This window comes from Variovorax sp. AC103, assembly GCF_979254005.1.
Genome location: NZ_CEEDFC010000001.1, coordinates 229,585 through 250,166, shown reverse-complemented (window position 1 = coordinate 250,166; position 20,582 = coordinate 229,585). Strand labels below are relative to the sequence as shown.

The following is a 20,582-nucleotide window of genomic DNA, read 5'->3' as shown; positions in this document are numbered from 1 at the left end:
TGGGACGCGGAACTCTGTACACGGCGCCATCTCCCACAGGAGCGAGCGTCGCAGCTCGCCATTTCCGATGTTCACAGACTCCCACTGCCACCTCACGTTTCCCGAGTTCGCGGACCAGATGCCGCAGATCCGCGCTGCCATGGCCGCGGCGCAGGTCGAGCGGGCACTCTGCATCTGCACCAAGCTCGAGGAGTTCGACGACGTGCAGGCGCTGGCCGCCAGCTATGACAACTTCTGGGCCAGCGTGGGCGTGCACCCCGACAACGAGGACATCGCCGAGCCCACCGTCGAAGACCTGGTGCGGCTCGCGGCCCGGCCCCGCGTGGTGGCCATCGGCGAAACCGGCCTCGACTATTACCAGATGGAAGAACGCAAGGGCGGGCGCAGCATTTCAGACATGGAGTGGCAGCGCGACCGTTTCCGCGTGCACATTCGCGCTGCCCGGCAAACGCGCAAGCCGCTGATCATCCATACGCGGGAGGCCTCGGCGGACACGCTGGCGATTCTGAAAGAGGAGGGCGAGGACGCCTCTTCCGGCGCGGCGGGCGGTGTTTTCCATTGCTTCACCGAAACCGCCGAGGTGGCGAGTGCCGCGCTCGACCTGGGTTTCTATATTTCGTTTTCCGGCATCCTGACCTTCAAGAAGGCCCAGGACCTGCGCGACGTGGCCGCTTTCGTGCCGCTGGACCGCATGCTGATCGAGACCGACAGCCCCTACCTGGCGCCCGTGCCGTACCGCGGCAAGACCAACAATCCGTCGTACGTGCCTTTTGTGGCGCAACAGATCGCCGAGCTCAGAAAGATGCCCGTCGAAGCCATAGCCAAGGCCACGAGCGACAACTTCGAAACCTTGTTCAGGGACGTCAAATCATGAAAAACTACTTTAAGAATTCGATCTATCTCCTTGTCGTTGCTGCAGCTTTTGCGGCACATGCGGGTTCGTTCGAAGACTTCTTCCGGGCCGTGCGCGGCGACAACGGCAGCGGTGTGCGCACCCTGCTGCAGCGCGGTTTCGACCCCAACACGCTCGACGAGCATGGCCAGACCGGCTTGATGATCGCGCTGCGCGAGCCGTCGCCCAAGGTCATCCAGGTGCTGGTCGAGTCGCCGCAGACCAATGTGGACCTGCCCAACGCCAAGGGCGAAACGCCACTGATGCTGGCTGCCATCAAGGGCCAGCAGGACCTGGTCACGCAGTTGCTCAAGCGCGATGCGGCAGTCAACAAGACCGGCTGGACGCCGCTGCATTACGCGGCCACCAGCGGGCAACTGACCATCATGAAAGTGCTGCTCGACAACTACGCCTTCATCGACGCGCAATCGCCCAACGGCACCACGCCGCTGATGATGGCGGCAATGTACGGATCGGGCGAAGCCGTGAAGCTGCTGCTGGCCGAGGGTGCGGACACCACGATGAAGAACCAGTTGGGCATGACGGCAGTCGATTTCGCAAACAAGGCGGGCCGCGCTGAAGCGGCGTCGTTGATCACGGCGGCGGCCACGGCAAGGGCCAACGCGCCCAAGGCGGTGCCGAAGGATGGGAAGTGGTGAGGTCTGGGGATGTTTTGGGTTAGCATGTAATGCACACAATGTGCATTATGTTAAATAACGGAGAGGCATAGTAGGCCCGATAGGCCAACCAGCCCTCCACCCTGGAAGGCTGTGGCTCCCTACGCAATACTCCTCGCGACTACCCCCAGGTCGCGCCAAGCCTCCGGATGGCAACTCAGGATCAGGATCTGGTGCCGCGTTGCCGCGTCGTACAGCACTCGCTTCATCTGTCCGAGCCGCTCTTCATCGGTGTGCACCAGGGCATCGTCAAGGATCAGCAAGGTCGGCTTGTGCGCCTCCTTCAACAAGTCCGCATACGCCAGCCGCGCCACGACGCCCATCTGTTCACGCGCACCCACGCTGAGCTCTTCGAACGCGCCGCTTTGCACGCCGCGCACGCCTTGCCGTGTGATGCGCCCAGGTGACAGGTCGTCGCCGACTTCGACCTGCGCACCGGGGAAAAGAATCTGCAAGTAGTGGTCGAGGTGCTTCTGCAACGGCGCCCGCAGCCGACGCGCCAGTGCCGAGCGCTTGTCGCGCAACAGCTTCAGCAGGTGGTCCAGCGCCCTGGCGTGGCGCCCGAGCTCGGTGCAGCGCCGCGTGGCGTGCTCTAGTTCGCGCTGCCTTTCGGATGCGATCTCTTCCTGGCCCAGCGCGCCTTTCGTGACGAGTTCGACTTCGAGCCGCATGATCTCGTTGGCCCTGGCGCTGTGCGCCGATTCGGCCTGCCTGACGCTGCGCTCCAGCCGTTCCACGTCCTGAGCCAGCACCGGCAGGTTGACCGTCTGCAACTGCAGGGCGAGTTCACCGGCCTTCTGCTCGATGGCCGATTGCTGCGCGAGCGCATCGGTCAAGGCCTCGCCGGCTTCGCGCTTGCGGCCGGCGCGCATCGGGTCGGCCAGCGTCGTTCGCACTGCCGCGAGTTCGTCCTCGGCAGCCTTGACCTGTTCGCGCGCATGGCCCGCCTGCACCTTGGCCGCGTTGAGCGCCGAAGAGGCCGCTTCCAGTGCGGTGCGTGCGGCGCCCTCCTCCGATTCGGCCTGCGCGGCCGACGGCACCGGCGCGTCGGGCGCGGGGGGCATCGCCCGCAGAACCTCCTTTGCCTCGGCCAGGCGGGCCTCGCGCAACGCGACATCGGCGGCAAGAGCGCCCAGGCCCTGGGGCGCCAGCGCCGACAGCACCGCCTCCGCCGCATGGGCTTCACCCTTTCGCAAGGCATGCAGCCGCACGCGTTCCTCCACGGCGGCCACGCTGTCCGCGCGCAGGGCCTGCAACTGGGCGGCCAGTTCGTCGCGGGCCCGGTCACGTTCGACGCCCAGGCTGTCCAGGTCCGAGCCTCCCGGCAGCACCGTGATGCGCCCGATGCCTTCGATGTCGATCTCGGTCCGCGCGATGACGGTCTGGCGCGCCGAAGCCGCCACGTCGACGCCGCCCACCCGAACCCGGGCGCCGGGCTGCAGATCGAACGCCAGCGCGGTCGACACCGCATCGAGCCGGGCCTGCGCCGTGCGCAGCAGGTCCGCGCTGCGGTGCAGGCGCTTCAGCTCGCCGTCGGGCACGCCCAGCGCGTGTGCGTCGGCCTGCAGGCGGGTGACTTTCTCCTGCTCGCCCTTGGCCTTGTCGAGGCTGTTCGCCAGCGCGGCGAGCTGCTCGGCCAGGCTGTCGACCGTCTTTTCCTGTGCGGTTCGCGAGGCGGCCTGTCGCGCCAGCCGCAAGGTGTGGCGTGCGCCGGCGTCCGCCTGCGCCGCGGCCGCATGGCGCGGCTCCCAGGCCATGAGCTCGCCGAGTGCCTTCTCCAGGCCTTCCTTCACGGCCTGCAGGTTCTTTTCGCGCTGGCCGACGGTGGCTTCCTCGCGCTCCATCGCCTGCAGTTGCGTGCGCCACGAGCCCACCTGCGCCACGATCGGCTTGAGCGCCGCGTCCTGCGCGGCCTTGCGCTCGGCCAGGCCCTTGCCGTCGTTCAGCCGCTGCTGTGCCACGGCAAGCTGCTCGCGCAGCGCCACCCAGGGCCGCGCCGCGTCGTCGCGTTGATGCTCGCGGCGCAGGCCCGACAGCCGATCGACACCCGCGCGATAGGCCTCGATCTCGGCATGCAGCCTGGCCAGCTCGGACTCGAGCTCCGTGCGCAGCTTGAGCGCATCCGCGAAGGCGCCGCGCGGCGCGCCGCCGGCGGGCGTGAGCAGTTCGTTTCGCTCGGTCTCCACGGCTTTCAGCACGGCATCGCCGTGGCTGGAGGCCAGCTCGCCCAGCGACTCGCCGAGCGCGTTGCGCAGGTGGTCGCTGGCAAAGCCGACGGCGTTCGAAATGTCGTGCGAAGTGCCCTGCCTGATCCACAGCAGCCCCGGAATGCCCATGTGCTCCGGCGTGCTGGCGCCCTTGCCCGGAAAACGAAAGCCGAGCAGCGCCGCCAGGTGGTCTTCCGCCACGGCGCCGTCCATCGCCTTGCCGTCGATGACGAGCTCGCAGCGCTTCTTGCCGAGGAAGGCCTTGGTGAGCCTGCAGGGCTTGCCGTCGAGTTCGAAGTCGAGCGCCACGGTGGGCGTCGCCGAGCTTTCGCCCCAGGGCCTCAGGTGCTCCACCGCGCTGGACCGGTGGCGCTCGAAGAACGCGGCGCGTATCGCCTCGGCGATGGTCGACTTGCCCGATTCGTTGGGCGCCGTGAACAGGTTGAGCCCGTCCGTGAAACCGTCGATCTCCAACGGTGCGCGAAACAGCTTGAAGTTCTCGATGCGAAGGCGTTGCAGCTTCATGCGCCCGCCCCCGTGCGTGCACCCTGCGCGTCGAGGATGCGGGCCAGCGTGAGCAAGGCATCGCGGGCCAGCTCTGCTTGCGTGTCGCCTTGCTGCGTGCGCAGTTCCTGCAGCGCTTCACCGACGAAACCGTCGGCGTGCAGCGCCTGGATGTCTTCTTCCGTCGGCTCCAGCCGCAGCGCCTCGCCGTCCCACACCAGCGCGCGGGCGCGGGCACGGGCGGCATCGAGCGCGGCGACCAGCCTGGCGTGTCCGCCCAGGTCGCAGGTGCCCTGCACACGCAGCTGAAGCACGTCGCCGCTCTCGACCGAGGCCAGCTTTTCCACCAGTTCGTCGATGTCGGACGCCACCGTGAGCCGCGGCTCCAGCTGCTGCCAGCCGAACTGGCCTGTGCGGATGGTTTCGACCTCCGGCACCGCCCCGACGCCCGCAATCGACACCCGCAGCGCCTGCCCCGAATCGTTGGCCCGGAAACGGTCGGTCTCGGGCGTGCCCGCATACCAGGTGCGCTCGTCGATCTGCCGCGTGCCGTGCCAGTCGCCCAGCGCCAGGTAGTCCAGACCGGCCTCCCCTGCCCGCCCCGCGGCAATCGGGTTGGCCGAATCGATGTCCTCGGACAGGATGCCTTGCACGCAACCGTGCGCCAGCCCGATGCGCGGCAACCCGGCCTCGCTGGGGGCGGCGGCAAACCAGTCGGTGAGGTCGCCGTAGGTGTGGCGCTGCGTGAGCGGCGCGGGCAGCAGAACGAACTTGCCGGCCACCGTGTGCGGCTTCGGCTCGAGGCAGCACACCGCGTTCGGCGGTATCGCGCCGAGGCGCTCTGCACGGCGCCAGACCGATTCGCTGAGCGCCGAGTCGTGGTTGCCCGGAATCAGCAGCCACGGCCCGCTGAAGCCCTGCATGGCATTGAACATGCGCCGGATGGTCTTGTCGGACACGGTCTGCAGGTCGAACACGTCGCCCGCGACCAGCACGGCGTCGACCTTGCGTTCGGCCGCGATGCCGGCCAGCCGCTCGACCACTTTGAAGCGCGCCTCGAACAGCGCCGCGGCGTCGTCGGGCTCGAACTGCGAGAACACGCGGCCGATCTGCCAGTCCGCCGTGTGGAGCAAAGAAATCATGCGTGGCCCTCCCTTTGCCTCTCGCGTCTTCCCAAAACAGCGAGCATCTTAGAGGGCCGCAGGCCATCACCCCGAGGCGCCCGCCGGCATGGCGGGGCGCAGGTCTGTCAGACGCGCGGCGAAGCCCCCGACGCGCACGCTTCCACGAGGGCGGCCGACTGCGTGACCTGCTCGGCGATCTGGTCCCTCATCGGCTGCCAGCTGCGGCTGAACGGGGCGAGCAAGAACCATTGGGTCGTCAGCGCCAGGCCGACGCCGCCAATGACAAACATCCAGTGCGTGAGTTCCATGTAGGCCCTTTCCGACAGACAGAGGGCGAGAGTCTGCGCATTTCGCGGCCCTTGCGATATCACCAATTCGGGGGATACCTTTTGTCAGATGGGCCGGTGCCCTGGCGTTCAGCGGGCCGTCAGGTATTGCCGTGGATCGACCGCGTTGCCGCGGTAGCGGATCTCGAAGTGCAGCTTGCTCGTGCCGCCGTCTCCACCGCCGATGTCCGCGATCTTCTGGCCCCGCTCGACGCGCTGCCCCTGCTTGACCATCACCGTGCGCAGGTTGGTATAGACCGACATGTACGAGCCACCGTGGTCGACCATGACCACGCTGCCGTAGCCGCGCAGCATTTCCGTCACAGCGACCTTGCCCGCTCCGATCGACACCACCGCTTCGCCCGGGCTGGCTGCGATGTCGATGCCTTTGTTGCTCGAGCCGTTGAAGCCCGCGATCACCTGTCCCGGCGCGGGCCAGCCCCAGTCGCTGCGACGGGACGCGGGCGGCGCGGCGGGTTCGGGCTCCCTGGCTTCCCGGGTCCGGGGCGGCCTGGCGCGTTCGCTGCCGGCGCCTCTTGCAGGCGGGGGCGCATCGGACGACGCGCCCGCCGGCGCGCCGCCGGGCGGAACCACGCGCAGCACCTGCCCTGCCTCGAGCTTGTCGGGGTCCTGCAGGTTGCTCCAGCGCGCGATGTCGCCGGCCGAGCGACCGGTTTTCGATGCGATGCGATACAGCGTGTCGCCTGGCTGCACCACGTACTCGCCGGGGCCCGCGACGGGCATCCTGGGCGATGTGGAGCACGCGGCCAGCATCAACGCCGCCATCAGCGCGATGCCTGCACGCCGGCGCCCGCCTGTCCCGCCTGTTCGTTCCGTATTTGAATTGCCCGTGTCTGGAATGTTTGTCCCTGCTGTCACAACCACTGCTGGAGTCCTTCCTGGATGCCTGGAGAGCGCGCCCCGTTGGCCGGGGGCGCATTCGAAGAATCCGGGGAGGCTACCAGCAGTCGCGGGCCGTCAGTCGGTCACCCCATGGCGGAGGCGTGGGCCGCCTTGTCCGCGGCCCTCTTGCGCGCAATGCACATCAGCGACAGCGCGCTTGCCGACGCGCCCGGATCGCGGCCCGACAGCGCATTGCCCACGCGGTACTTCCAGTGCGCGGGGCCGACCTGGCCCCTGAGCGCGTCGGCGCCGATCTGGTGGTTGTGCGGATGCACGCTGACCTGAAAGCCCAGCGGCTCCAGCGTCGACTTGAAGAACTCCCGCGTCACGCCGTCGCCGGGCCGGTGATGCACTTCGGTCTTCAGTCCCCATGACTGCTGGCTGCCGGTCTTGTGAAAGCCGTGCCGCGTCACGCGGTAGATCCACAGCCGCGCGTCCCACATGAACTTGGCCAGCCCCTTGTAGTCCCAGGCGGTCAGTTGCGGGTCGTGGTCGGTGATGAGCAGCCCGCCGGGCTTGACCAGTCGCGCGCCCTCCCGCAGCACCGCGTCCATGTCGTCGCAATGATGCAGCGAGGCATTGATGGCCACGATGTCCGCCACCCCCGAGCGAAACGGCGTGTGCGCCGCATCGGCCAGCACCGCCGTGTAGCCCAGGCGCGAGGCCAGTTCGAGCGAACCCGCGGCCACGTCCACCCCGACCAGCAATCCGGGCTTGCCGCCCAGCGTGGCAAATACGTTGCCGGGGCCGCATCCCAGGTCGATCACCGTCTTGTCCGTCCAGTCGCCGCCGGCCGCCAGCCAGCGGCTTCTGAAGTGCTCGTCCCGATGACAAAAGTCCAGGTATTCCTGGGCCCATCCCAAATTGCCGAAATAAGTCGCATTGGCTGCCAATGCTTCTGACTTATTCGCAATATCAGATTCGAAATAGAGATTGCGACGGTTGAGAACTACGTCGGGTAATAGGATGTCGTTGAGCATTGGGGACTTTCAATTGGATTGATTTTTGATCGACACCGCCCTTCCTGAAGTCTTTGCCGTTTTTTCGGCTTGTACAGCTGTTTTTTATCTGGTTACAGACTCGCCAATTTGATAACAGCCCATTCGAGGGCGATGTTTCATTTTCCTGGCACCACACCCGTGCGTTCCACGCATGACTCCCAGCGAGACGCGCGCACCAATCCCGTTATGTATGCAAACCATCGGGTAAGCCCGGCTTTCGCCTTTTTGCCCCGTGCGTCTGCCTATGAGTACCCCGCCTCGGACCGCCCTTTCGGCGCCTCGGAGCGACCGGAGTGATTGCTCTCTTTCTCCAAAACACGCATCAGTTACCTTGTTCGGGACAGTTCGGGTAGTACGTTTCAGAAATAACCTTGTCTGAATGTAACGTAGACCTTAAGACCTCACATTGACCCCTTCAAAGCTCCTAGGATCGCATCAAGAAAAACGAGCAGATCAATTTCAGAAGGCCAATTGAGTGGGCGATGTCTTCGCGCATTTTATTAATTCCATCGTATTTTTTCCGCGGGTAATTACATGGAAATTCAAACTGTTTCGACGGCGCACCGCGCAGCACCCGACCTGCTTCTGGGCGAGTTGTTCGTGCCGCGCGTCCATGCAGGCACTGCCGATGCGCCGCACGCACGCCACGCCGCCTCGCTCACGCTCGACCTCCCGCCCGCCGCTGATCTGCTGCCCGACACCCTCTTCGCCGGCGCCTGGCTGCTGCTGCAGGCGCGCTGGCTCGGAAGCCTCTGGCCCGTGCTGCACGAGGCTGGCAGCGCGCACCGCGGGGCGATCACCGTCGCCTACGACGCCACGCGCGCGGCCGGCGACTGGCTGAGCGAACTGGACACCGCACGCCGCGCCGCCGCCGATTCGACCCCGGCTCCCGTCCAACCCCACGCGCTCTGGCTGCGCGACGACCTCGGCACTGCATATACAAGCGCCACAAGTGCCGATGCGGTGCTGCGTCTGCGCTTGGACGCCGCACGGGCCTGCCTTCACGTCGATGCCGCGGCCAGCCTGATGGACGCCGACGCACTCGCCCCCTTGCTCGCTGCCCTGGCCGACACCGCCGCCGACCTGCAGGCGCGCCCCGACGCCGCCCTCGGCGATATCCGCACGCTGCCGCGCGCCGACAGCACCGACCAGCTGGCCACGTGGAACACCGCCGTCTCGCCGCTGGACCGCTCGCTCACGGTCACCGGCATGTTCAGCCTGCAGGCCAAGGCCGCGCCGCACGCCGTGGCCCTCGCGGAAGGCGACATGCGGATGAGCTACGCCGAACTGGATGCCCGCTCCGACGAGCTCGCCCACCGCCTGCAGCGCCTGGGCGTGCGCAGCGGCGACGCCGTGGGGCTGCTGCTCGACCGTTCGATGGCAGCCATCGTCGCGCTGCTCGGCATCCTGAAAGCGGGCGCCGCCTACGTGCCGGTACCGACCGATTTCCCGGCCGAACGCATCGCCTACATGCTGGGCGAGGCGCGTGCGCACCACGTGCTGACCACGCAGGCGCACCACCACCTCGTGCCGGCGGAGCGGGGCGAACACGCCGTTCTGCTGCTCGACGAATATGCCAACAAGGCAGAACGCAGTTCTTGGAATTTCCCGGCCATCGACGGCGAGTCGGTGGCCTACGTCATGTACACCTCGGGCTCCACGGGCACGCCCAAGGGCATCGAGATCTGCCACCGCGCCATCCTGCGGCTGGTGATCGGCGTGGACTACGTCGAGCTCGCCCCGGGCCGCGCCGTGCTGCATGCCGCACCGCTGGGTTTCGACGCCGCCACGCTCGAGATCTGGGGCCCGCTGCTCAACGGCGGCTGCTGCGTGATCCATCAAGAGCGCGTGCCCACCGGCGCCGGCCTGGCGCGCACCATCGCGCGCCACGACGTGCACACCGCCTGGCTCACGGCGGCGCTCTTCAATGCCGTGGTCGACGACGACCCGGCCCACCTGGCCGGCCTGCGCCACCTGTTCACCGGCGGCGAAGCGCTCTCGGTGGCGCACGTGCGCCGCGCACAGGCCGCGTTGCCGGCCCTCGCGCTCAGCAACGGCTACGGCCCCACCGAGTGCACCACCTTCGCGGCCACGCACCGCATCCCCTCTCCCCTGCCCGACGACCTGCGCTCCGTGCCGCTGGGCCGGCCCATCAAGGACACCGTGCTGCGCGTGCTCAGCCCGTCGATGGCGCTGCTGCCGACCGGTTTCGTGGGCGAGCTCTGCATCGGCGGGCACGGCCTGGCGCGCGGCTACCTGCGGCAGCCACGGCTCAGCGCCGAACGCTTCGTGTCCGACCCCTTCGGCGGCCCGGACGACCGCCTCTACCGTACGGGCGACCTCGCGCGCTGGCTGGCCGACGGCACCCTCGAGTTCATCGGCCGGCGCGACGGCCAGGTCAAGATCCACGGCCACCGCATCGAGACCGGCGAAGTCGAGGCGGCCATCCTGGCGCACCCGGGCGTCCAGTCCTGCGCCGTGGTCGCGCAGCCCGACGCCGGCGGCCAGCTGCGCCTGGTGGCTTACCTCGTCGCCCGCACGCAGAAGGTGTCGTGGGACGCCCTGCGCACGCACCTGGCCACGCGCCTGCCCGCGGCGCTCGTGCCGACCGCGCAGGTCTGGCTCGCGCAACTGCCCGTCACGCCCAACGGCAAGCTCGACCGCAAGGCCCTGCCCGAACCGGCCGCCGAACGCCCCGACCTCGCCCAGCCGTTCGAGGAAGCGCACGACGCCGTCGAACAGCAGGTGTGCGACGCCTTCGCGCGGGCGCTCGGCATCGACAGAGTCGGGCGCAACGACAACTTCTTCGACCTCGGCGGCGATTCCCTGCGGGTGCTGCAGGTGCTGGGTGACCTGCAGCGCGACACCGGCCTGGCGCTGTCGAGCAATCTTTTCTTCCGCAATCCCACGCCAAAAGCAATGGGGGCGCGGATGCAGCCGGCGGGCGACGAGCCCGCCACGGCCGCTGCGGCGGGGTCCCAAGCACGACCGACCGCAGCGGCCCCTTTTTCGGCAGCGGCGACACACCCGGCCACTGGCCTCGATGACGCCGTCGCACTGATCGGCACCGCCGGCCGCTTCCCCGGCGCGGCCGATGTGGAACAGTTCTGGGCCAACCTGGTCGCCGGCCGCGACACCATCAGCTTCTTCGACGACGCCACGCTCGACGCAGGCATCAGCCAGGCGCTGCGCAGCGACCCTTCGTATGTGCGCGCACGCGGCGTGATCGACGGCATCGAGGACTTCGACGCCGCCTTCTTCGGCATCAGCCCCAAAGAAGCACAGCTGATGGACCCGCAGCAGCGCGTGTTCCTGGAGATCTGCTGGGAATGCATCGAGCGCGCCGGCTATGTGCCCGACGCGGCACCCGGCCCGGTCGGCGTGTACGCCGGCATGTACAACGCCACCTACTTCCAGCGCCACGTGAGCACCCGGCCCGACCTGGTGGAGCCCGTGGGCGAGTTCCAGGTGATGCTGGCCAACGAGAAGGACTACATCACCACGCGCGTGGCCAACCGGCTCAACCTGACCGGTCCGGCCGTCAGCGTGCACACCGCCTGCTCGACCTCGCTGGTGGCCGTGGCCCAGGCCTTCCATGCGCTGCGCACGGGCCAGTGCTACATGGCGCTGGCCGGCGGCGCCTCGGTCACCTGCCCGCCGCGCAGCGGCTACCTCTACAACGAGGGCTCCATGCTCTCGCCCGACGGCCACACGCGCAGCTTCGACGCGCAGGCGCAGGGCACCGTGTTCAGCGACGGCGCGGCCGTGGTGCTGCTCAAGCGCCTGGCCGACGCGCAGGCCGACGGCGACACCATCTACGCCGTGCTGCGCAGCGCCGCGGTGAACAACGACGGCGGCGCCAAGGCCAGCTTCACGGCGCCCAGCGTCGACGGCCAGGCCGCGGTGATCCGCGCCGCGCTGGCCGCGGCCGACATCGACGCGCGCAGCATCTCGTACGTGGAGGCGCACGGCACCGCCACGCCGATGGGCGACCCCATCGAGGTCGAGGCCCTGGCCGTGGCCTACGCCGAGCACACCGACGCGCTCGACTTCTGCACCCTCGGCTCGCTCAAGAGCAATGTCGGCCACATGGTGACCGCCGCCGGTGCGGCCGGGCTCATCAAGACCGCGCTGGCGCTGCACCACGAAGTGCTGCCGCCGACCGCGCACTTCACTGCGCCGAACCCGGTGATCGACTTCGCCCGCACGCCGTTTCGCGTGAGCAACCAGCTGCAGCCCTGGCCGCGGGCCGACCTGCCGCGCCGCGCGGGCGTCAGTTCGTTCGGCGTCGGTGGCACCAACGCCCACGTCATCGTCGAGGAAGCACCGCCGCGCGCGGCCTCCCCCGCAGCCGTCGGCGACCAGCTTCTGTCGCTGTCGGCCCGCTCCGAGGCCGCACTCGCCGTGGCCACGGCGCAGCTCGCCGCGCACCTCGAAGCCGAGGCCGGCCTGCCGCTGGCCGACGTGGCCTACACGCTGGCCGTCGGCCGCAAGGTGCACGCTTTCCGCCGCGTCGTGGTGGCCGGCGACACGGCCGCTGCCGTCGCGGCCCTGCGCACGGCCGATTCACCGTGGCGCGCCAGCGGCCGCACCGCCTCGCGCGCGCCGCAGTTGGTGCTGATGTTTCCCGGCCAGGGCGCGCAGTACGCCGGCATGGGCCGGCACCTGCATGCGGGCGACCCGGTGTTCGCCGCCGCCTTCGACGACTGCATGAACGCCTTCGAAGGCGCGGTCGATTTCGATCTGCGTGCGCGCATGTTCTCGGACGATGCGCAATCGCTGGCACCCACCGCCGCCACGCAGCCCGCCATCTTCGCGCTCGAATACGCGCTGGCCCGTCGCGTGCTGTCGCTGGGCGCACGGCCGCAGGCGCTCGTCGGCCACAGCGTGGGCGAGTTCGTCGCGGCGGTGCTCGCCGGCGTGATGCGCCTCGAAGACGCCGCGCAACTCGTGGCCCGGCGCGGTGCGCTCATGCAGGCCCAGCCGCCCGGCGCCATGCTGTCGGTGCGCCTGGGCGCGGCCGAACTGCAGGGCCGGCTCGGCCCGCAGCTGTCGCTCGCCGCGGAGAACGGCCCCACCGCCTGCGTGGCCGCCGGCCCCTTAGACGCCATCGCGGCGCTGCAGGCAGCGCTGGAAGCCGATGGCATTGCGTGCCGCGCGCTGCAGACCTCGCACGCCTTCCACTCCGCCATGATGGACGCGGCCGTCGCGCCCTTCGAGGCGCTGGTGAACGGCGTGGCGCTGCATGCGCCGCACACGCCGATCTACTCGACCATGACCGGCCGCCTGCTCGAAGCCGCCGAGGCCACCAGCGCCAGCTACTGGGCGCAGCACCTGCGCGGCACGGTGCATTTCTCGCCGGCGGTGCGCAGCGCCATGGCGCAGCTGGCGAACCCGCTCTTCGTGGAAGCCGGCCCGCGCAACATGCTCGGCACGCTGGTGCGCCAGCACGGCGCCAGCGGCGTCGTGTCGTTGCTGCATGGCGAGCCGGCCGACGAGGTCCGCACCCTGCACCTGGCCCTTGGGCGCCTGTGGACCTGCGGCGCCGACGTCGAGCTGTCGCGCCTGTGCGCACGCGCCGGCGCACAACGCGTTCGCTTGCCCACCACGCCGTTCGAGCGCAAGCGCTTCTGGGTCGACATCGCTGCCGTCCCGGCCACCGGGACGCTTTTTACCGCGAGCGCGCCTGCCGCCGCCGCGCCTCCCGTTCCTGCTTTTTCCATTCAAACCATTCCATCGGAGCCGATCGTGACTGCTACGCCTTCGCCACTTTCTTCTGCCGCCTCGTCCGTGGATGCGCGCCTGCGCACGCTGTTCGAAGACATCTCCGGCCTCGACATGGCGCAGGCCGAAGGGCATGCGCCCTTCGGCGAGCTGGGACTGGATTCGCTTACGCTGACCCAGGCCGCCACGCAGATCAAGAAGCACTTCAAGGTCAACCTCAGCTTTCGCCAGTTGATGGAGACCTACCGCAGCTTCGACACGCTCGCCGCCTTCCTGCGCGCAAGCCTGCCCCCTGAAGCGCCGGTACCGGTCGCTGCGGTGCCGGCAGCGGTCGCCGCGCCTTCGGCGGCGCAGGTGCAGCAGGCAGCCCCGCCGCAGCCGATGGCCGTGCCGGTCTACATGCCGATGCAAGCCGGCATTTCCGCGGGCGGTCCATTGAACCAGTTGATTTCGCAGCAAATGGAATTGATGCGCCAGCAGCTCGCACTGTTGTCCGGTGCGCCGCAAGCCGCGCCCGTGATGACGCTGCAGCCCGCGCTGCTCGAGCCCGCAGCCCAGCCGTCGGCATCCGGGCCCGTGGCCGTCGCCGCCACGCTCGCCGCTCCGGTTCCCGCAGATGACGACGGGCAGTCCAAGGAGCCGGTGCGCTACGACGTGAAGAAAGCCTTCGGCGCCATCGCCCGCATCCACACGCAGCGCACCAGCGAGCCCAGCGGCCGCCAGAAGGCGCGCCTGGCGGCCTTCATGCGCCGCTATGTGGAGCGCACACAAAAGAGCAAGCAGTTCACGGAAACCCATCGTGCGCACATGGCCGACCCGCGCGTGGTCAACGGCTTCAGGCCGGTGACCAAGGAGATCACCTACCAGATCGTCGTCGACCGCTCCAAGGGTTCGAAGATGTGGGACATCGACGGCAACGAGTACGTCGACGTGCTCAACGGCTTCGGCATGAACATGTTCGGCTGGCAGCCCGACTTCGTGCAGGAGGCCGTGCGCAAGCAGCTCGACGCCGGCTACGAGATCGGCCCGCAGCACCCGCTGGCGGCCGAAGTCACGGCACTGATCTGCGAGCTCACCGGCAGCGAGCGCGCCGGCCTGTGCAACACCGGCTCCGAAGCCGTGATGGCCGCGCTGCGCATCGCGCGCACCGTCACCGGCCGCAGCACGGTGGTGGTGTTCACCGGCTCCTACCACGGCACTTTCGACGAGGTGCTGGTGCGCGCCGGCAAGGCCGGCAAGGGCCTGTCGGCCGCGCCGGGCGTGATGAGCGGCATGTTCGGCGACATCCGCGTGCTCGACTACGGCACGCCCGAGGCGCTGGCCTTCATCCGCGAGAACGCCGACGACCTGGCCGCCGTGCTGGCCGAGCCGGTGCAGAGCCGCCGGCCCGACTTCCAGCCGCGCGAGTTTCTGCACGAGGTGCGCGCCATCACCGAACAGCACGGCTGCGCGCTCATCTTCGACGAGGTCATCACAGGCTTTCGCGTGAGCCTGGGCGGGGCGCAGGAGCTGTTCGGCGTGCGCGCCGACCTGGCCACCTACGGCAAGGTCATCGGCGGCGGCTTTCCGGTCGGCGTGATCGCCGGCAAGCGCGCGTTCATGGACGCACTCGACGGCGGCGCCTGGCAATACGGCGACGACTCCATTCCCGGCGTGGGCGTGACGTACTTCGCCGGCACCTTCGTGCGCCACCCGCTGGCGCTGGCCGCGGCCAAGGCCTCGCTCACGCACCTGAAGGAGGCCGGCCCGGCGCTGCAGGCCGGCCTGAACACCACCACCGCGGCCATGGCCGCGGAGCTCTCGCGCTGGTGCAAGGAGGTGGGCGCGCCCATCGAGATCCGCCACTTCGCGTCGCTGTGGCGCGTGAGCTGGCTCGAGGACCACCCGCTGCAGGACCTGCTGTTCGCCATGATGCGCAGCCGCGGCGTGCACATCCTGGACAACTTTCCGTGCTTCCTCACGAGCGCGCACACCGCACAGGACATCGTCTTCATCCAGCGCGCCTTCAAGGAGTCGGTGGACGAAATGCAGGAGTCGGGCTTCCTGCCGCGCCGCGCCGCCGTGCTCACCGGCTTCGACAGCCGCAAGCCCGCCGAAGAAGGCTCCGTGCTGGGCCGCGACGTCGACGGCCAGCCCATCTGGTACGTGCCGGACACCGCTTCTTCCTCCTCGCCCTCCCCCAGTCACCACTTCCTCAACGGAAAGGCCGCAGCATGAACGCCGTCCTCAAACCCGCCGCTGCAGGCAGCGCCATCGAATGCATCGTTGCGACGACCGAGTCGCAGCGTGAGGTGTGGCTGGGCGCCACGCTGAGCACCGAGGCGTCGATGGCCTACAACGAATCGGTGCTGCTGCGCCTGCGCGGCCCGCTCGAGCGCGCAGCGCTGTCGCGCGCCATGACGCTGCTGGTCGCTCGCCACCAGTCGCTGCGCGCCACCATCTCGCCGGACGGCACCTTCATGCTGGTGAGCCAGCCCGGCGAAGAGCCGCTGCTGCATGAAGACCTGAGCGGCCTCGAACCCGAAGCCCGCGAGCGCGCCCTGCGCGCGGCCCACGCCGCAGCGGTGTGCACGCCCTTCTCGCTGGAACACGGCCCGCTGTTTCGCGCCGTGCTGTTCCAGCTGGGCGACACCGAGCATGAGCTGGTCATGTCGGCGCACCACGTGGTGTGCGACGGTTGGTCGTGGGCGGTCATCACCGAGCAGCTGGGCCACCTGTATGCGCAGGAGACCGGCGTCGGCCTGAAGCTCAAGGCCGCGCCGCTGTTCGCGGATTTCGCGGCCGAGGAAAGCGCCGAGGCCACGCAGCCCGCCATGCAGGCGCATGTGGACTACTGGCTGGAGCGCTTCTCGGGCAGTTCGCTGCCTGTGCTGGAGCTGCCGCTGGACCATCCGCGCCCGGCCACGCGCACCTTCAATTCGCGCCGCGCCGAGCGCCTGCTCGACCGCCGCCTGGTCGCCGCCCTGCGCACCACCAGCACGCGGGCCGGCGTCAGCCTGTTCACCGGCCTGCTCAGCGGCTTCGTGGCCACGCTGCACCGCCTCACGGGGCAGGACGACATCGTGGTCGGCATTCCGGCCTCGGGCCAGCTCGCGCACGACATGCCCGGCCTGGTCGGCCATTGCGTGAACCTGCTGCCGCTGCGCCTGGCCGCGCCGGCCGACCTGCGCTTCGACGCGCTGATGGAGGAATGCAGCACCGCCGTGCTCGACGCCTTCGACCACCAGGCGCTCACCTACGGTGCGCTGCTGGGCGAGCTGTCGCTGCAGCGCGATGCGAGCCGGCTGCCGCTGGTGAGCGTGGCCTTCAACGTCGACCCCGACGTGGCCGCCAGCGCGCAGTCGTTCCCGGGCCTGAGCGTCACGCAGGACACCATTGCGCGCCAGTACGAGAACTTCGAGATCTTCCTGAACCTGCGCCCGCTGGACGGCGGCCTGCAGATCGAGGCGCAGTACAACACCGACCTGTTCGACGACGTCAGCGTGCAGCGCTGGATGGACATGTTCGAGTGCGTGCTGCAGTCCGCCGCGCACAACCCGGGCGAGACCATCGGCCGGCTGGAGGTGCTGTCCGCCGAAGGCGCGCGTGCGCTGGTTGCGCTGCAGCCCGCGCGCGTGCCGCTGGAAGGCGCGCCGCTGGCGCATGCCGGCTTCATGGCGCGCGTGCTGCTGCAGCCCGACCACCCGGCGGTGCGCGACGGCGCGCGAAGCTGCAGCTACCGCGAGCTCGACGTGCTGTCCAACCGCCTGGCGCACGCCCTGCGCGCACGCGGCGTGCGCCGCGGCCAGCACGTGGGCCTGTGCCTGGAGCGCAGCCTGGAGATGGTCGTCGCGATGATGGGCATCCTGAAAGCCGGGGCCTCCTATGTGCCGCTGGACCCCGCCTTTCCGCAGGCGCGGCTGGACTACTACGCCGGCGATGCCAAGCTCGCCCTGCTGCTCACCTCCTCCGACATCGCCGCCGCGCCGCGCGACTGGCGTGCCGATGCGGGCGAGCGCATCTTCGAGATCGACCGCGACACCGCCTGGCGCCAGGCCACCCCCGAGGCCCTGGCACCGAGCGCCGACGACGCGGGCCCCGAAGACGCCTCCTACGTCATCTACACCTCCGGCTCCACCGGCCTGCCCAAGGGCGTCATCGCCCACCACCGGGGCGTGGCCCACCTTCTGCAGTGGATGCAGCGGCAATCGGGCATCGGCCCCGACGACCGCATTGCCGCGGTGACCACCCTGTCCTTCGACATGGCCGTTCCCGACCTGCTGCTGCCGCTGGCCGCCGGCGCCGAGCTGGTGGTGGTGCAGCGCGAGGTCGCCATGGACGGCAACCGCCTGTCGAAGATGCTCGACGACGAGAAGATCACCCTGCTGCAAGCCACCCCCGGCATGTGGCAACTGCTGATGGATGCGCAGTGGCGCGGCGCCCCCGGCTTCCGTGGCTGGACCGGCGGCGAGGCGCTACGCCCCAGCCTGGCGCTGGCGCTGTGCGAGCGCATGGAAGGCCTGTGGAACGGCTACGGCCCGACCGAGACCACCGTGTACTCCACGGCCTGGCGCGTGCGCCCGGAAGACATCGCGTCGCGCGGCGTGTCGATCGGCCAGCCGGTGGACAACACCGAGATCTGGATCCTCGACGCCAACCTGCAGCCCTGCCCGGTGGGCGTGCCCGGCGAAATCTGCATCGCGGGCGAAGGCGTGTCGCTGGGCTACCTCGACCGCCCCGAGCTCACCGCGGAGCGCTTCGTCACGGTGCGCGTGCTGGGCACCGCCAAGAAGATCTACCGCTCCGGCGACCGCGGCCGCTGGCGCAACGACGGGCTGCTCGACCACCTCGGGCGGCTCGACTTCCAGGTGAAGGTGCGCGGCTACCGCATCGAGCCGGGCGAGATCGAGGTGCGCTGCACCGAGGTGCCGGGCGTCTCGCGCAGCGTGGTCGTGGCCCGCGAAGACAACCCGGGCGACGTGCGCCTGGTGGCCTACCTGGCGCTGACGCCGGGCGCCAGCTTCGACCTCGACGCGCTCATGGTGCACCTGCGCAAGCACCTGCCGGCCTTCATGCTGCCGCAGCACGTGGTGACCCTCGCCGCCCTGCCCTGCCTGGCCAACGGCAAGGTGGACCGCGTCGCGCTGCCGCCGCCGCAGGCCGTGTCGCGCGGGGAGGTGCGCCGCGGCGCGGCCCCGCGCAACGACCACGAGCGCCGCGTGCTCGCCGCCATGGAGAAGGTGCTGAGCCTGCCCGGGCTGGACATGCACGACGACTTCTTCACCATGGGCGGCCACTCGCTGCTGGCCGCGCGCCTCACGACGCTGCTGAGCCGCGAGTTCCAGGTCACGCTGCCGCTGCGCTCGCTGTTCGAGGCCCCCACGGCGCAGAAGCTGGCGCTGGCGATCCAGGCCCTGCAGGGCGCGGGCGTCGGGCTGGAGGCCCCCATCGGCCTGGCCGCCGGGCGCGACAGCGCACCGATCACGCTGCAGCAGGAGCGCATCCGCTTCATGGAAGAGCTGCATCCGGGCCGCTCGGTCTACAACGCACCGTCGGCGCAGCGCCTGGTCGGCGCGCTCGACGCGCCGCGCTTCGAGGCCGCGCTGCGCGAAATGATCCAGCGCCAGCCCTCGCTGCGCACCCGCATGGGCGTCGACGCGCAGACCGGCAAGCCGCTGCAACTGATTTCGCAGTCCGTGGAATTTGCCCTGCCGCTGGTCGACCTGCGCGGCCTGCCGGCCGACCAGCGCGAGGCCGAGCTGGCCGAGCGCATGCAGGAGCTGGCCGACCGCCCCATCGACATCCACCAGGCGCCGATGGCCCACGCCACCCTGTTCCAGGTGGACGACAACGAGCACGTGTTCATGTTCGTGCCGCACCACCTGGTGTGGGACGGCTGGTCTTTCGACCTGCTGCAGAACGAGCTGTCGGCGCTGTACGACGCGGCCGAGCGCGGCCGTCCGCACAACCTGCCGGCGCTCGCCACCACCTACGGCGACTACGCCGAATGGCTTGCGACGTGGATGGACAGCCCCGCCTGCGAGGCGCAGGTCGAGTTCTGGCGCCGCCGGCTCGACGGTGCCAAGGCCGCGCGCATGCCGCGCACCGACATGCCGCGCCGCGCGGGCAAGAGCGGCCAGGGCGGCGCGCACTGGATCGCCATCGACCTGCAGACCACGCAGCGCCTGCGCGACATTGCGCGCGGCATGGACGTGACGCTCAGCATGCTGACCTTCGGCGTGTACGCGCTGACCATGGCGCGGGTGATCGGCACCGACAGCATCGTCATCGCCAACCCGGTGCGCGGCCGCCAGCAGGCCGAGACCGAAGACGTGATGGGCTTCTTCAACAACGTGCTGCCGGTGTCGCTCGCCGTCGACCTGTCGCGCCCGCTGCCCGAGTTCATGCGCTACGTGAAGCAGGAGCTGCTGTCGATGATGAACAACCAGCAGGTGCCCTTCGAGCGCCTGATGGCCGAGCCCGGCTACGCCAGCCAGATCAAGACCTCGGGCCCCTACCAGGCGATGTTCTCGTTCCAGGACGCCCGCGAGCGCGCCCGCTCCATCGGCAGCCTGCAGACCCGCCAGGTGCACGTGATGCAGCACGGCGCCACCGACGACATCGGCGTGTGGCTGATGGACAAGCCCTTCGGCCTGGAAGGCTCGCTGATCTACAACGCCGACGTGTACCTGCGCGAGACCGGCGCGCAGCTGCGCGAGCGCTACCTCGAGGTGCTGCGCCGCGTGGTGGACGACCCGCAGGCCACGCTGGCCGACCTTGCCAGCACCGAGGGCTCGACCAGCGCGGCCTACCTGCAGAAGTTGGCCGCCGTCGAGACCGACAGGACAGGCCAGAGCCCGCAGGCGCCCGCGGCCCAAGGGGCGCAACGCAAGGCCGGCATGAGCCTGCTGAGCCCCGAGCACGCGCCGCTCGCGCAGATCTGGGCCGGCGTGATCGGGATCGACGTGGACGACATCCGCGCCAGCGACAACTTCTTCGACCTGGGCGGCGACTCGCTGCTGGTGCTGCGCGCGGTGCAGCAGGGCGCGCAGATGCTGGGCCACCGCGTGGAGCCGCGGCGCTACCTGTTCGAGAACCTCGGGCAGATCGCCTCGTCGGCGCGCAGCGCGCCCGAAGGCGTGCCGTCCGACCTCGCCGAGCTGGCCTCGGGCACGGCCGCCAACGCGCAGCGCGGCGGGCTGCTCGCCCGCACCTTCGGCGGCTGGCTGCGCAAGGGCTGAGATC

Annotated in this window: 9 protein-coding genes; 4 read left to right on the top strand and 5 right to left on the bottom strand. The window is 69.5% G+C overall.

Annotated elements, in window-relative coordinates:
• The first annotated feature begins 67 nt into the window (after nucleotides 1-67).
• Both AC0IYU_RS01170 and AC0IYU_RS01165 read left to right on the top strand, forming a co-directional pair.
• Complete coding sequence (locus AC0IYU_RS01170) at nucleotides 68-874, top strand: TatD family hydrolase (protein ID WP_472112029.1); 807 nt, start codon at nucleotides 68-70, stop codon at nucleotides 872-874.
• Nucleotides 871-1,551, top strand: coding sequence for an ankyrin repeat domain-containing protein (locus tag AC0IYU_RS01165; protein WP_472112026.1), 681 nt, complete (start codon nucleotides 871-873; stop codon nucleotides 1,549-1,551). The genes AC0IYU_RS01170 and AC0IYU_RS01165 overlap by 4 nt, the downstream gene beginning before the upstream one ends.
• 119 nt (nucleotides 1,552-1,670) lie before the next feature.
• Here the strand turns inward: AC0IYU_RS01165 and AC0IYU_RS01160 are convergent, their stop codons facing one another.
• From AC0IYU_RS01160 to AC0IYU_RS01140, 5 genes are all read right to left on the bottom strand, one after another.
• Nucleotides 1,671-4,301: an AAA family ATPase gene (locus tag AC0IYU_RS01160; RefSeq protein WP_472112023.1), complete on the bottom strand. Its 2,631-nt coding sequence runs from the start codon at nucleotides 4,299-4,301 to the stop codon at nucleotides 1,671-1,673.
• The gene (locus AC0IYU_RS01155; RefSeq protein WP_472112020.1) at nucleotides 4,298-5,422 is read right to left on the bottom strand and encodes a metallophosphoesterase family protein; all 1,125 of its coding nucleotides are present in this window, start codon (nucleotides 5,420-5,422) and stop codon (nucleotides 4,298-4,300) included. The genes AC0IYU_RS01160 and AC0IYU_RS01155 overlap by 4 nt, the downstream gene beginning before the upstream one ends.
• Nucleotides 5,423-5,529: 107 nt before the next feature.
• Nucleotides 5,530-5,712: a hypothetical protein gene (locus AC0IYU_RS01150; protein ID WP_472112017.1), complete on the bottom strand. Its 183-nt coding sequence runs from the start codon at nucleotides 5,710-5,712 to the stop codon at nucleotides 5,530-5,532.
• Between the two features lie 108 nt (nucleotides 5,713-5,820).
• Entirely contained in the window at nucleotides 5,821-6,516 is a 696-nt protein-coding gene (locus tag AC0IYU_RS01145; protein WP_472112015.1) for a peptidoglycan DD-metalloendopeptidase family protein, read from the bottom strand.
• 200 nt (nucleotides 6,517-6,716) lie between these two features.
• A complete protein-coding gene (locus AC0IYU_RS01140; RefSeq protein WP_472112013.1) occupies nucleotides 6,717-7,496 on the bottom strand; it encodes a class I SAM-dependent methyltransferase in 780 nt (259 codons plus the stop codon).
• 672 nt (nucleotides 7,497-8,168) lie between these two features.
• On the opposite strand from AC0IYU_RS01140, the gene AC0IYU_RS01135 reads away from it, so the two are divergent.
• Both AC0IYU_RS01135 and AC0IYU_RS01130 read left to right on the top strand, forming a co-directional pair.
• Nucleotides 8,169-15,575, top strand: a complete 7,407-nt coding sequence (locus AC0IYU_RS01135) for an amino acid adenylation domain-containing protein (RefSeq protein WP_472112010.1) — start codon at nucleotides 8,169-8,171, stop codon at nucleotides 15,573-15,575.
• Nucleotides 15,572-20,578, top strand: coding sequence for an amino acid adenylation domain-containing protein (locus tag AC0IYU_RS01130; RefSeq protein ID WP_472112007.1), 5,007 nt, complete (start codon nucleotides 15,572-15,574; stop codon nucleotides 20,576-20,578). The genes AC0IYU_RS01135 and AC0IYU_RS01130 overlap by 4 nt, the downstream gene beginning before the upstream one ends.
• The last annotated feature ends 4 nt before the right edge of the window (nucleotides 20,579-20,582 follow it).

Excerpts from the sequence above, each read along its gene's own strand:
- AC0IYU_RS01170 (WP_472112029.1), top strand. The coding sequence starts at position 68 with ATGTTCACAGACTCCCACTGCCACCTCACGTTTCCCGAGTTCGCGGAC.
- AC0IYU_RS01165 (WP_472112026.1), top strand. The coding sequence starts at position 871 with ATGAAAAACTACTTTAAGAATTCGATCTATCTCCTTGTCGTTGCTGCA.
- AC0IYU_RS01160 (WP_472112023.1), bottom strand. The coding sequence starts at position 4,301 with ATGAAGCTGCAACGCCTTCGCATCGAGAACTTCAAGCTGTTTCGCGCA.
- AC0IYU_RS01155 (WP_472112020.1), bottom strand. The coding sequence starts at position 5,422 with ATGATTTCTTTGCTCCACACGGCGGACTGGCAGATCGGCCGCGTGTTC.
- AC0IYU_RS01150 (WP_472112017.1), bottom strand. The coding sequence starts at position 5,712 with ATGGAACTCACGCACTGGATGTTTGTCATTGGCGGCGTCGGCCTGGCG.
- AC0IYU_RS01145 (WP_472112015.1), bottom strand. The coding sequence starts at position 6,516 with ATGGCGGCGTTGATGCTGGCCGCGTGCTCCACATCGCCCAGGATGCCC.
- AC0IYU_RS01135 (WP_472112010.1), top strand. The coding sequence starts at position 8,169 with ATGGAAATTCAAACTGTTTCGACGGCGCACCGCGCAGCACCCGACCTG.
- AC0IYU_RS01130 (WP_472112007.1), top strand. The coding sequence starts at position 15,572 with ATGAACGCCGTCCTCAAACCCGCCGCTGCAGGCAGCGCCATCGAATGC.